This is a genomic window from Streptomyces sp. NBC_01198 (assembly GCF_036010485.1).
Taxonomy (GTDB): Bacteria; Actinomycetota; Actinomycetes; order Streptomycetales; family Streptomycetaceae; genus Actinacidiphila.
Genome location: NZ_CP108568.1, coordinates 937241 through 950069 on the forward strand (window position 1 = coordinate 937241; position 12829 = coordinate 950069).

At 71.4% G+C, this 12829-nt stretch carries 14 protein-coding genes; 8 read left to right on the top strand and 6 right to left on the bottom strand.

The features are described 5' to 3' along the window. Nucleotides 1-81: 81 nt before the first annotated feature. On the bottom strand, nt 82-987 hold the full coding sequence (locus OG702_RS04195) for an SDR family oxidoreductase (protein WP_327287516.1): 906 nt from the start codon (nt 985-987) through the stop codon (nt 82-84). A gap of 138 nt (nt 988-1125) precedes the next feature. Here OG702_RS04195 and OG702_RS04200 point away from each other — a divergent pair, with 138 nt between their 5' ends. Further along, nucleotides 1126-1542, top strand: a complete 417-nt coding sequence (locus OG702_RS04200) for a PPOX class F420-dependent oxidoreductase (RefSeq protein WP_327293077.1) — start codon at nt 1126-1128, stop codon at nt 1540-1542. Between the two features lie 227 nt (nt 1543-1769). Here OG702_RS04200 and OG702_RS04205 read toward each other — a convergent pair whose 3' ends face one another. Together OG702_RS04205 and OG702_RS04210 are read right to left on the bottom strand one after the other, a co-directional pair. Next, entirely contained in the window at nt 1770-1925 is a 156-nt protein-coding gene (locus OG702_RS04205; RefSeq protein WP_327287517.1) for a hypothetical protein, read from the bottom strand. Between the two features lie 399 nt (nt 1926-2324). Then, nucleotides 2325-2858, bottom strand: a complete 534-nt coding sequence (locus OG702_RS04210; RefSeq protein ID WP_327287518.1) for a GNAT family N-acetyltransferase — start codon at nt 2856-2858, stop codon at nt 2325-2327. A 219-nt stretch (nt 2859-3077) separates the two neighbouring features. On the opposite strand from OG702_RS04210, the gene OG702_RS04215 reads away from it, so the two are divergent. Beyond that, nucleotides 3078-3827 (top strand): phytanoyl-CoA dioxygenase family protein, encoded by a 750-nt coding sequence (locus OG702_RS04215; protein WP_327287519.1) that lies wholly within the window; start codon nt 3078-3080, stop codon nt 3825-3827. Nucleotides 3828-3854: 27 nt separating this feature from the next. On the opposite strand, the gene OG702_RS04220 is transcribed toward OG702_RS04215, so the two are convergent. Continuing rightward, the gene (locus OG702_RS04220; RefSeq protein WP_327287520.1) at nt 3855-4154 is read right to left on the bottom strand and encodes a DUF427 domain-containing protein; all 300 of its coding nucleotides are present in this window, start codon (nt 4152-4154) and stop codon (nt 3855-3857) included. A gap of 395 nt (nt 4155-4549) precedes the next feature. On the opposite strand from OG702_RS04220, the gene OG702_RS04225 reads away from it, so the two are divergent. Both OG702_RS04225 and OG702_RS04230 read left to right on the top strand, forming a co-directional pair. Beyond that, the gene (locus tag OG702_RS04225; protein WP_327287521.1) at nt 4550-6088 is read left to right on the top strand and encodes an alkaline phosphatase D family protein; all 1539 of its coding nucleotides are present in this window, start codon (nt 4550-4552) and stop codon (nt 6086-6088) included. Next, the gene (locus OG702_RS04230; protein WP_327287522.1) at nt 6081-7346 is read left to right on the top strand and encodes a hypothetical protein; all 1266 of its coding nucleotides are present in this window, start codon (nt 6081-6083) and stop codon (nt 7344-7346) included. The genes OG702_RS04225 and OG702_RS04230 overlap by 8 nt, the downstream gene beginning before the upstream one ends. A gap of 69 nt (nt 7347-7415) precedes the next feature. Here OG702_RS04230 and OG702_RS04235 read toward each other — a convergent pair whose 3' ends face one another. Continuing rightward, entirely contained in the window at nt 7416-7898 is a 483-nt protein-coding gene (locus tag OG702_RS04235) for a hypothetical protein (protein WP_327287523.1), read from the bottom strand. Between the two features lie 323 nt (nt 7899-8221). Here OG702_RS04235 and OG702_RS04240 point away from each other — a divergent pair, with 323 nt between their 5' ends. After that, a complete protein-coding gene (locus tag OG702_RS04240; RefSeq protein WP_327287524.1) occupies nt 8222-8395 on the top strand; it encodes a hypothetical protein in 174 nt (57 codons plus the stop codon). A gap of 25 nt (nt 8396-8420) precedes the next feature. Here OG702_RS04240 and OG702_RS04245 read toward each other — a convergent pair whose 3' ends face one another. After that, on the bottom strand, nt 8421-8930 hold the full coding sequence (locus tag OG702_RS04245; RefSeq protein WP_327287525.1) for a metallophosphoesterase family protein: 510 nt from the start codon (nt 8928-8930) through the stop codon (nt 8421-8423). A gap of 230 nt (nt 8931-9160) precedes the next feature. Here OG702_RS04245 and OG702_RS04250 point away from each other — a divergent pair, with 230 nt between their 5' ends. From OG702_RS04250 to OG702_RS04260, 3 genes are all read left to right on the top strand, one after another. Next, nucleotides 9161-10267, top strand: a complete 1107-nt coding sequence (locus tag OG702_RS04250) for a hypothetical protein (RefSeq protein ID WP_327287526.1) — start codon at nt 9161-9163, stop codon at nt 10265-10267. Between the two features lie 194 nt (nt 10268-10461). Beyond that, nucleotides 10462-11778, top strand: coding sequence for an ice-binding family protein (locus tag OG702_RS04255; protein ID WP_327287527.1), 1317 nt, complete (start codon nt 10462-10464; stop codon nt 11776-11778). 251 nt (nt 11779-12029) lie between these two features. Next, a complete protein-coding gene (locus tag OG702_RS04260; RefSeq protein WP_327287528.1) occupies nt 12030-12770 on the top strand; it encodes a dienelactone hydrolase family protein in 741 nt (246 codons plus the stop codon). Nucleotides 12771-12829: the final 59 nt, after the last annotated feature.

Consider the following 12829-nt stretch of genomic DNA (forward strand, 5'->3'; position numbering starts at 1 on the left):
CGCTCCCGCCACGCGCCGTGCAGGGGAGGCGTCGCTGCTGTGCGAGCGGTTGATGCCGGACTTCGGGGCGCCGCTCGGGACTCAGTCCTGCGGCGGCGTGCTGGGAGGGGTCGCGGAAGCGCTCCGGTGGAGGTCCCAGTCGGCGTGTCCGCCGGCGCCCAGAACCCCGGCGGGCCGATGGAGTTCGGCCGGCGACAGCCGCGCGAACGAGCGGCGTGCGGCGCGGGCCACCAGGTACGGGAAGATCGGGCGCAACGGCTGGGCCAGGCGCAGCCATGGTGGCGCGTAGACGGTGGGGGCGCGGCGCTCGATGCCGCGCACCAGCAGGGCGGCGACCCGGTCGGGCGTGTGCACGCGGCGGGCCGGCGAGGGCTGGCGGCTGCGCAGCTCGCGCAGCACGACATGCTCTTCCAGCTCACCGATCATGTCGGTGCCCGTCCAGTGCAGATAGGCGATTCCGACGCCTACGCCTTCGGGTTCCATCTCCATCCGCAGGGCCTGGGCGAAGGACTCGACACCTGCTTTGGACGCACAATAGGCACTCATCATCGGAGCGGATCCGAAAGCCGCGGTCGAGGCGACCTGCAGCAAATACCCGGAGGTCTCCAGGAGTTGGGGCAAGAAGACCCGGGCGGTCACCGCGCTGCCGATCAGGTTCACCGCGACGACCCGGTTCCACAGGGCCGCGTCACAACCGGCGAACGGCCCCGCGGCGGCGATCCCGGCGTTGGCGACCACGACGGAGACCGGCCCGAGGCGTTCCGCGACGGATCGCGCAGCCCCCTGCATGGCCCCCTCGTCGGTGATGTCCGCCTCGATGCAGCAGGATTCGCCCGGGAGTCCGCCCGCCACCTCTCGCAGCGACTCCAGCTCCCTGCCGAGCAGAACCACCCGCAATCCGCGCGCGGACAGCTGCCGCGCGACCGCGGCACCGATTCCCCGCGCCGCCCCTGTGATGACGGCGACCTTTCCGTCCCTTTTTGCCATCCTCGAAATTTATTCGCGACGCCACATTCCCGAGGATTCGCCGCGCCCCTGTGGAGAGCCCTTCGGGTGCGCCGGCCGATCGGCGCGGCGCACTGTGGGGCTCGCCCCAGGCCCGGCCATGATGGGCGCATGCCTGAGATGACAGAACCCGAGTGGCGGGCCTTCCTCGCCCACAGCACCCGTACCGCCAAGCTCGCGACCACCCGCGCCGACGGCCGTCCGCACCTGGCACCGGTGTGGTTCCTGCTGGAGGGCGACGACATCGTCTTCAACACCGGCCGCGAGAGCGTGAAGGGCCGGACGCTGGCCCGCGACCCGCGGGTGGCGATCTGTGTCGACGACGAGCGGCCGCCGTTCTCCTTCGTCCTCGTCGAGGGCCGAGCCGACCTCTCCGAGGACCTGGACGACCTCCGCAGCTGGGCACGCCGGATCGCGGCCCGCTACATGGGTGTGGACCGGGCCGAGGAGTACGCGGCCCGCAACGGCGTCCCCGGCGAGCTACTCGTCCGCGTCCGGATCGAGAAGGTCGTCGCGCAGGCCAGCCTCGCGGGCTGACCGCCGCGCGGCCGCTCCGGGGCATCAGTCACCTCGCGGCAGCCTCACGAGGACGGGCCCGGTGCGGTCCGTGGTGAGCAGACCACCGTGCGCCGCCGGTTCGGGCGCGGCCCCGGTGACGACGTGCCGGGCCGGCCGGGGCTCCTCGTCCCACCGGTCCCGGCACCTGCTCGCAACAGGGCGAGGTCCAGCAGACCTTCTCGCCCCGTCACCGGGGCCCGGTCCGGCTATTGCGCCGGCCGGCCCTGCTCGGAGTTGTGCGGGTTGTCGCGTTCGTCGATCGCGTCGGTATAGCACGCGAGGACTTCGTCCATGACCTCGTCCTCCACTTCGTCCCGTTCGCGGGCCGGGGTCTGGTCGGGGTCCGGCTTCGTATCAGTCATGGTGCCCGCCTGTCCCGGTTGGCGGAGTTCACCCTCAGGTTCACCCCGGGCGACGGACAAAGCGGGCACGTGCGGCGCGCGCGGAGATCGTTCGCGACCCTCTCCTACGCGCATCCGTCCCCACCGGCTCCCCGGAAGCGGCTCCTGCGCGCACTCCCCCAAGGGTGAACGCTCAGGCCGCCGGGGCGGCGGGGCGCGCCTTCGCCCACCGGGTGAACGCGGTCGCCCGGGCTCGCGCGAACTCCCTGTGGGGGTCCGCACGGTAGGTCCAGGCAACGGCGCCGGCGCGGGAGCCGAACACGGGGAACAACCGCTCGGGGAAAGTAAACTGTGCCGGCGGCCGCGGCAGGGGGGGCCGTGCCCGGCGCCGCATCGGGTGGCGAAACGGATGCGGCCGGTTCAGACGTGGAACTCGGTGAGATCGATCGTGTGAACACGCAGCGGGAGTCCGTACGCCGGATGCGTCGTCTCGCGCTCCAGCACCATGCCGAGCTTCCGCATCACGTTCTCCGAGGCGTCGTTACCCGCCGCGCTGATACTGATGACGCGGTCGAGACCGCGGTCCTGGACCGCGAACTCCAGCGCGGCATGGGCGGCCTCGGAGGCGTAGCCCTGTCCCCAATACTGCCGGCCGAGCCGCCAGCCGATCTCCACGGCAGGCAGCACCTCCGGCAGGAACAGGGGGACGGAGAGACCGGCGAAACCGGCCAGCTCGCCCGAGGCCAGCAGCTCCACGGCGAAGAGACCGAAGCCCTCCTCGTCCCACTCCTCCTCCCACCGCTCGATATCGTCCGCCGTCCGCTCCAGATCACGGACGGAGCCATCGCCGATCCAGCGCATGACCTGCGGATCCGCGTTGATCTCCGCCATGGGGAGAAGGTCGTCGTCGTGCCAGCGGCGGAGGATCAGGCGAGGGGTCTGGATCTCGGTCATGGCACCCATCCTGCCGAGAAGGAGGGTCTCAGCGGTAATCGACGGCACCGTTGGACCAGTCCCCCCACCAGGACCGGACCCCGCCCCGGAGCACCCGGTTGGCGGCGTGGCCAAGGCGCAGGTGGCGGCCGACGGCATGACCGCCGCCATCGTCACGCCCAGAGTGCTGGTGGCAGAAAACCCTTCGATCTCCGGGCCCCGTCGCTCTAGGGTGATCGAATGCTGAGCGCCGGTCAGGTGAACGAGTTCGCAGAGCGAGGCTTCGTCCTGGTCCCGCAGGTGGTCCAGGGCGATCTTCTTCACCGAGCGGCCAGGCGGATCGACGAGCTCGTGGCCACCGAGCCCCCTGCGACCGGCACCACCGGCCACCACTTCTACTTCCGCCGCACCAAGGACGAGCCGGCGCTCAGAGAGCCGTTGACCCGCAGCCCCGCGTTCGGTCTCGCCGAGCAACTGGCGGGGGCCGGGACACTGAAGTACCCCTGGCAGGTCCAGGTCGCCCTGAACATCCCGCCGTACTCACACCGTCCAGGTGCGCCCCACATCGACTCCGACCGGCAGGAACCGACCGGTGAACCCGTGCAGGGCACGTTCACCCTCCTGGCCTGCGTCCTGATGTCCGACCAGCTCACGGAGAACTCCGGCAACCTCTGGGTCTGGCCGGGCACCCATCTCCGCCACGCCGCGTACTTCCGCGACCACGGCCCGCAGATGTTCTGCGCCTACCCACCGATCGACTGGCCGGAGCCCGAGCAGATCAGGGGACGGGCAGGCGACCTGCTGCTCGCCCACTACCTCCTCGGCCACAACATCGGCGGGAACTACGCATCCGACCAGACACGGCGAGCCCTCTACTTCCGCATCAGCGCCCGGGACCACGACGCCCATCAAGACGACTTCCTCCAGGACCCATGGCTCGACTACGGGCCCATCGCGCTCCGAGCCGACCCGGGTCCGGCGGCCGCCTGACGGCGTACGGCCACGCGAGGCGGCTGGTCAGCGCACCGTCACCTTGTTGTCGAAGGCCACGTACCCGCTGAAGTCCCTTCCCACGCGGTCGATCGCGGAGGACGCCGGCTCCGGGTACGACCACGCTGCGTCCGCGTGCCTGGTGTCCGCGGCCTGGACGTCGAAGTACTGCGCCCGGCCCTTCCACGGGCAGGTGTAGGGGGTGTCGCTCTTGGACAGCGCTTGCGGGGTGACGGTCTCCGGCGGGAAGTACCAGTTCCCCTCGATCGAGACCACGTCGGCTTCGTCCGCGTCCGCAAGGACCGTTCCGTCGAGTACCGCTTGCATCAGCTGTTCCTTTCAGAGGTTCCGGGCCGGATCTGGAATCGCCGTCTCGGCCGATCCGTGGAGCGACCGGCTCCGCCGGGGATGCCAGGGCGGCAGGCCATTATCCGTCAACCGCGAGGCGTACAGGGAGCGCGACACCCTGGAACGGGGCACCCCGCTTGCTGCGACGGCGGGACATCGCGACCCGTCACGGCAAGACCGTGCGAGCAGGGCGCCCTGCGCCGTATCACTCCAGGACACGCCGTCGTCACCTGCTCCTCCGACGGCCTCCTCGGCGCCACCGGGGCGAGGTCGGTCGCCCTGCGAGTGCTCAGCAACTCCCGCCGTTGCCACGTCATTTGACGGTCCCCAGCGCAGGTAGGGGAGTTCACCTGCGTCCGCGAGCATCGGCGGCCATGAGGAACCTCAGTCGCCGCATCTTCATCCTTGGCGGGCTCACCACCGTGGGCACTGCCACGCTTCAACTCGGGGCGGCGGCCCAGTCGTCGGCCGCCGCCACCCCGTTCCCCTTCACGCTCGGCGTCGCCTCCGGGGAACCGGACGAGAGCAGCGTGGTGCTCTGGACGCGTCTCGCCCCCACACCGACCAACGCCGACGGCCAGGGCGGCATGCCCAACGCCGACGTCGCCGTCGACTGGCAGGTGTCGGCCAGCCAGAGCTTCGCCACCCTCGTCAGCTCCGGTACGGTCACCGCCCGCTACGCCCAGGCCCACTCGGTGCACGTGCTGGCCGGTGGACTCGCCCCGGACGCGGAGTTCTACTACCGCTTCCGGGCCCAGGGATTCGTCTCCCCGGTGGGCCGGACCCGCACCGCACCGGCGAAGACCGCGGTCGGGCGGGACTTCACGATGGCCTTCGCCTCGTGCGCGCACTACGAGCAGGGCTACTACACCGCCTACCGCCGCATGGCCGACGACCGCCCCGACCTGATCCTGCACCTGGGCGACTACATCTACGAGGGCGGCGCCACCGCCGGCGCCCTGCGCCAGCACCTCGGCAGCGAGATCGTGTCGCTGGCCGACTACCGCCGCCGCTACGCGCTCTACCGCAGCGACCCGGACCTGCAGGCCGCGCACGCGATCGCGCCGTGGCTGGTCGTGCCGGACGACCACGAGGTGGAGAACAACTACGCCAACATGGTCCGCGCCGACAGCAGCCCGGTGCTGACGGCGGCCCAGTGGACCGCGCGCCGTACCGCCGCGTATCAGGCCTACTTCGAGAACATGCCGCTGCGGGCCGCATCGACGCCTTCGGGCAACAGCATCCCGCTCTACCGCCGGGTCCGCTGGGGCACCCTCGCGACGTTCCACATGCTCGACACCCGCCAGTTCCGGGACGACCAGGCGTGCGGCGACGGGACGAAGGTCTGCGCCGACGCCGATCTGGCCACGCGTACGATCACCGGCACGGCCCAGGAGTCATGGCTGCTCGACGGACTCGGCCAGCACCTCAGCACCTGGGACCTCATCGGCCAGCAGGTCTTCTTCGCCCGCAACGTGAACTCCGCCGGCGCGATGAACATGGATGCCTGGGACGGGTATCGGGCCAGCCGGGCGCGGATCCAGCAGGGCATCATCGACCGGGCCGTACGCAACCCGGTCGTCCTCACCGGTGATGTGCACGCGTCGTGGGGCAACAACCTCAAGGCCGACTACGCGAACCCGTCGTCGGCGACGATCGGCTCCGAGCTCGTCTGCACCTCGATCACCAGCGGCGGGAACGGAACCACCACCACGGCGATCCCCAACGGGTCGCTCAACCCGCATCTGCGCTTCTACTCCGATCGGCGCGGCTACGTCCGCACGCACATCACGCCGTCGCAGCTGACCGCCGACTTCCGGTCGGTGGCGACAGTGACCGAGCACGGCGCGGCGGCGACCACCGCCGGGACCTTTGTCATCCACGACGGACAGCCGGGGTTGGCCGATGCGTAAGCTCTCGATACTCGTCGCAGCCCTCGCCGGCCTCCTCGCGGTCCTCGCTGTGGTGGCCCCGGCCTCGGCGGCGGGGCCCTCGTCCTGGGTGACCGCCAACAGCGACTCCGCCGGTGACCAGGACACCTCCTCGATCGCCGCCAACCGCCTCGGCGACGTGGCAGTGGTCTGGGAGGACGACCGCGACACGACCGACCCGGGCGACAACACGCACAGCGACGTGTGGGTGCGGATGTACCGCAACGGCGTGTCGGCTTACGAGAAGAAGCTCTCGGCCGGCGGGACCGCGGGCACGGCCTGGCGGCACCTCCAGCCAGACGTGGGACTCGACGACCGCGGCAACGCCGTCGTCGTGTGGGCGGAGGACCCGGACGGCAACGGCTTCTACAACATCACCTACCGAGTGCTCTCCCCAGCCGGTGCGGTGCTCGGCTCCGGTCAGGCCAACGCGAGCGCCGACGGCCAGCAGATCCATCCGCGCGTCGCGGTCGATCCGGACGGCGCGCCCAGCAGCACCACCGCGGTCGCGTTCTCCGTGGTGTGGGAGGACATCCAGGGCACCGCCGCCGCGACCGTGAAGGCGGCCGGGTTCACCGGAACCACGACGAAGGCCTACGAGGTGACGGTCAACGCGGCGGGCGGCGCGCACCACAACCCCGACGTCGCGACCTCCGCCTCGGGCGACGCCGTCGTCGTCTGGGACGAGGACACCGACAACAACGGCTACTACCAGATCGGTCTGGTCAAGCTGGCCAAGGCGAACGGGGCCGTCACGCTCACCCGCCGCAGCGCCAACAGCCTCGGCAGCGGGCAGCAACAACAACGCCCGGCCGTGGCGGCCGACTTCAACGGCGACTTCGCCGTGGCGTGGGAGTCCGATCACACCGGCACCCGTGGCGTCTGGGCCCGGTCGTTCACCGCGACCGGCACCGCCGGCTCGGCCGAGGTCGAGACCTCCAGCGGATCCGGAGCCGGCAACCCCACCGTCGGCATCGACGACCAGCGCGACGCCGTGGTCGGCTGGAGCGTCGCCGGCACCGATCCAGCGGTCTGGGCCCGGGGCCTCAACCCCGACGGCACCTTCACCGGCCGTCTGCCGGCCCAGTCCGTCAGCCAGGTCACGGCCGGCCGGCAGGAGCAACTCGCCTTGACCTCGTCCCCGTTCGGCACGCTCGCGATGTCCTACACCGACGACAACGACGGCAACACCTTCGACCAGGTCCTGATGAGTCTGGGCGCGACCAACTCGGACTGGTGACGTCCCGCCCGTAGCGCCAGGAACCGTCCGTGCCGCCCGTTCGGGCAGCACGGACGGCACGGGGCGGCATCAGTACGGGTTGGCGGCCACCCACCTCTTGCTCACCGTGGTGTGCGCGGGGGTGAAGGTGTCCCCGTAGAGCACGAAGGCGACGTTCCAGTAATTCGCGTACGTGTCCTGGCCGGTGACGGTGTTGCACCCGCTCGGCAGCGACAGGTATTCCAGGTCCGTCTCCTGCCAGGTACTGCCGACGTAGCCGGCGTTCACCGCGACCTGGATCTTCGGCGGGGTGTAACTGGACTGCTGGCACGCGGTCAGCGAGTAGCGGAACGAGTTGCCACCGTCGTCGAACTGCACCCAGCCGTCGACGTGGCCGAGTTGGACCGTGGTGCCGGTCGGGTACTGGTAGGTGTCCTGGACGGAGAAGGTGTACGTCGTCCCCCAGGCGGCGTGTGCCGGAGTGGGGGCCACCAGGAGGCCGCCCAGCGCGGCGGCTGCGGCAGCGGCTAAGCCGGCGGTCCGCCGTCCTTTCTGGGCCGTCTTCGTCTTCATCGTCGTACCTCCGAGATCGTGGTCGGATACCGCGAGGGTGCTCAGATGGGGCCATGCCAAGGGTAGGTGACACACGGCGGTGGACACCCGCCGCGACCGGAAACGATTCCGGACGTCCTCGAAAGCCCCTGGTGCGCCGGCGAACACCCCGACCGCGCCCCCTGCCCGCCCCCGCCACGGGTCAGCCGGCGCTCCCGCCCGGCTCCAGCGACAGGGCCCGCGCGAGGGCGTCGCCCGTCGGCGGCGTTCCGCTTTCACGCGCCTTCAGGCGGCGGACGACGAGTGCGGACACCGTCTCCTCCTCGACGTCCTCAAGGAATTGGATGAGGTCGTCACGGATCCCGCTGGCGGTGACGCTGCAGGGCGTCGGCTTCGCCCTTGGCGGCGCCGCCGCGCAGGTCATCGGCCCCGCCGGCGCCTTCGTCGCCGCGGGCGCGGGCGGTATCGCGGTCATCGTCGTCCTGCTCGGCCGGGAACTGCGGCCGGCCCGCGGCTGAGCGCCGGGCGGCGGGCACCGTACCGTCAGCCCCCGCCGCGCGGCGGCAGCCGGTGCAGCACCACGTCCGTGAGCACGCCGTCCCGGGCGGCCGCGGTCATGAACGTGCAGTGCGGCTGGCGCCGGCGATCGGTCGGCGAGCCGGGGTTGAGCAGCCGCATCCCCCCGGGGGTGGTGGTGTCCCACGGGATGTGGCTGTGGCCGAACACCAGGACGTCCGCTTCCGCGAACAGTTGATCGCAGCGCTCCTCGCGCCCGCGCGCCTGCCCGGTCTCGTGCGTCACCGCGAACCGGACGCCCGCCACGTCGGCCCTGGCCACCTCGGGCAGCCGTGCCCGCAACGAGGCACCGTCGTTGTTGCCGTACACCGCGACCAGCCGCCGGCTCCGGGCCGCCAGCAGGTCGAGCGTGGCCTCGTGCACCCAGTCGCCCGCGTGGAAGACGACATCGGCCGCGTCGATCGCGACCAGCAGCTCATCGGGCAGCGCCCGCGCCCGCCGGGGCACATGCGTGTCGGTCGTCAGCAGCAGCTTCACGCGCGGCTCCTCCTCATGAGGCATGGCCCCCGAACCCGGCCGCCTTTGCCGGCCCCGGGCATTATCCAAGGTCAAGCGGCCGTCAAGTGGAAGCGGAACAGCCGGTATCCCTTGTGTCGATGAGGAGCACGTGGGGAGTACACGCACAAGGCAGGGGTACGCCACAGCAGTCATGGACCACGACCGGGCCGACGCCCGCGTGAGTCCTGCCTGTCGGCGAAAGGACTTCGATGCGCAGAGGATTCTCCCGCGCCCGCCTACTGCTACCGCTCGCGGCCCTGCTGGGTCTGACGTTCGGCGCGGCGCCGGCGACGCACGCCGCGGCACCGGCCCCCGCGGGGGCGGCCGTGGCGGCGGACGAAGGCACCGCACTGCCGATCGCCTACCACTGCGACATGGCCGTGGACGGGCTGCACAAGCGGGTGTTCATCTCCGACTACACCACGGGCACGGTCCTGGTGGCCGACTACCAGGGCCGCCTGGTCGGCACGATCAGGAACCTGCCGGGCGTGTGCGACCTGGAGCTGTCCGCCGACTCCCGCACCCTCTACGCGCCGCTCGCCCTCGGCGACGCCATCAGCGTCATCGACACCGGTACCGCCCGGCAGCGGGAGCGGGACGCGACCGGCGCCGGCACCGCGCCCCTGCACGCGGCTCTGAGCGGCCGCACCCTGTACTTCAGCTACGGGGACCAGTGGGACGCGAACATCGGCTCCATCAGGCTGGGCACCGCCACCCCGACGGTGCGCCTGGGCCTCATCCCCCCGAGCAGCTTCGACGGCGCACCGCTCCTGGCGACCTCCCCGGCGGCACCGGGCACGCTCGTCGCCGCGGACCAGAACCTGTCCCCCGGCTACATCTCGGTCTACGACGTCTCCGGCACGACGCTCCTCCCGCACACGACGGTGCGCGAACCCGGCGGCAGCTCCAACTTCAGCGACCTGGCCATCGCGCCGGACGGCAGGACGCTGCTGACCGCGTCCGGTGCGCCCTACCACCATCCCTCGTTCAGCCTGCCGGACCTGACCGAGGGCCACACCTACCCGAGCACGAACTATCCGACCGCGGTCGCGGTCTCGCCGCGCGGGGACGTCGCGGCGGGTGTGGACAGCATCGAGCCCGACCCGGACGTCTACCTCTACCGGACCGGGGCCGACACCCCGTACCGCACGGTCTTCCTCCCCCCTGCCACCGGCTACGAGGCGGGCTATCTGCGGCCGCGCGGCCTGGCGTGGGCACCGGACGGATCGCGCCTGTTCGCCATCAGCGGGCACAACGAGGAGCAGGACCTGCGCCTCGTGGTCATACCGTCGGCGGAGGCTCCGGCGGCCGGGTAGTACGACTGTGGGGGGGCGCCCGCGCGGAAGTCCGCGCCCCGCGCCCCTCCCCTTTCGGGTGAAACAGCGCCCCGGCCCTTGCCACATCCTCGTGTCGGTGGGCTACTTCGCTTGACGAACAGGTGCCACGGCCGCCCGGCCAGTCGGCCGGTAGTGCTCCGCGTCCGTCTCCCCGACGGAGTCAAGGAGTCCCCATGCCGGTCTCACCGAACCAGGGATCCACCGGCGGCGGCGATGCGGTGACCCTCACCGGCACCCACTTCACCGCCACCACCGCAGTGCGCTACGGCTCCCGCCCGGCCGCGAGCTTCACGGTCGTCAGCGACACCACCACCGCCACCGTGACGCCCGCCGGTCAAGGGCCCGTGCCCGTCTCGGTGACCACTCCGGGCGGAACGGGAGTGGTCGGCACCTTCTACTACCTCGGGCCGCCCTCCTTCCGCCTCCTTCCGCCTCCCGCGGGCCCGTTGGCGGGCGGCAACACCGTGATCCTCGCCGGTGCGGGCCTGTTCACCGCCACCGAGGTCCTGTTCGGCACGCAGGCAGCCGCGTTCACCGTCGACTCCGACGGCCGGCTCACGGTGACCGTCCCGGCGGCGCTCGCCGCCGGCCCGGTCGCGGTCGTCGTGCGCACCAGGGGCGGAATCGCGTCCGGGGCCACCTACACCTATCTCGCCTCGCCCGCCATCACCGTCGTCACCCCCGACTCGGGACCCGTGGACGGCGGCAATCTCGTCGTCATCACCGGGACAGCGTTCTCGTACGCCACCGGCGTCACCTTCGGCGGCACCCCCGTCCTCTCCTACCGGGTCGCCTCGGACACCGAGATTGACGCCCTGCTCCCCGCCGGCGCGCTCGGTCCGGTCGACGTCTCCGTCACCACTCTCGGCGGCACCACCACCGCCGTGGACGCCTACACGTACCTGGGACGCTTCGCCGTACTGGGCGGGCAGACCGTCACGAACACCGGCCCCACGAGCGTCACCGGCGACCTCGGGGTGAGCCCCGGAGCCGCCGTCACCGGATTCCCACCCGGCCAGGTGCACGGAACCATCCACGTCTCGGACGCGGACGCCGTCCAGGCCCACGCCGACCTCGTCGCGGCGTACGACGACGCGGCCGGCCGGATCCCGGACGCCGGTCTCCCCGGAGACCTCGGCGACATGACGCTGACTCCCGGCGTCTACAACGCCGCCTCCTCCCTCGGGCTCACCGGCACGGTCACGCTGGACGCCCTGGGTGACGCCAACGCCGAGTGGGTCTTCCAGATCGGATCGACCCTGACGACGGCGACCGCGAGCCGAGTCCTGCTCACCGGCGGCGCCTCGGCCCGCAACGTCATCTGGCAGGTCGGCAGTTCCGCCACCCTCGGCACGGGCACCGCCTTCGCCGGCCGGATCCTGGCCGCGACCTCGATCACGGTGAACGCCGGCGTGACCGTCAGCGGCCAGACCCTGGCCCGCGACGGGTCAGTGACGCTGGACACCGCCACGATCGTCCGCCCCTGGTAAACCCGCCCACGGCGCCGACGCGGCCCTTTCATGCCCACCCCTCCTGAGTGGCGAGCGGCTGCGCAGCTGGGTCCGCGAAAAGGCCTTGGCGGGCGAGAGGGACCGCTGGTACCGTCGCGGAGGCCGTGCGAGAGAACGAGGAGGTGGTACCCGTGGACGCAGTATCGACATGGGCGCTCTCCTCAGGGGCCACGGTCGGGCGGTAGGTCGTCCGGGAGCGCCGTTCGCGAGCACTCCCGAAAGGCACGATCATGCATTTCACTTCCGAGCAGCGCCTCGACGAGGACGTCCTGGAACGTGAATTCACCCTCGGTGAGATCCCCGGCATCCTGTGGACACCCGCATCGGCATCCGCCTCCACTCCGGTACCGCTGATCCTGCTCGGCCACCCTCCCCTCGGGCTGCGCAAGATGCACCCCCGGCTGGCGGCCCGGGCCCGGCACTCCGCCGCGGACGGTTTCGCCGCGGCGACCATCGAGCTTCCGGGGAGCGGCGACCGGCCTCGTTGGCCCGCCGTCGAGCGGGCCCGCGCCGACCTGCGCCGGACGTTGGAGGCCGGCGAGCCGGTCAGCGACGAGATCGTCGACGCTCTCATCCTCCCGCTGGTCGACAAGGCGGTCCCGGAATGGCAGGCCGCCCTGGACGCCCTCCTCTCACTGCCCGAGATCGGCGGCCCGGTCGGATACTCGGGGGGAGTGATCTCCATCGGCATCAGACTGGCGCTGGTCGAGCCGCGCATCGCGGCCGCCGGTCTGTTCGCCGGGAGCTTCGTACCTCGCGCCATGTTCGAGGAGGCCCGCCGGGTCACCATTCCGCTGCACGTCCTGCTGCAGTGGGACGACGAGCGGAACGACCGGCAGGCGGCCCTCGACCTCTTCGACGCCTTCGGCTCGAAGGAGAAGTCCCTGCACGCCAACATGGGCGGCCACACCGGCGTCCCGCAGTCCGCGGGGGACGGCGCTGCCCAGTTCTTCACCCGCCATCTGAGGTGAGGCCGTCGGCGCAGGGCAAAGTCCCACGTCCTGTGCCATTGAACCTTGAGCGTGTGCCA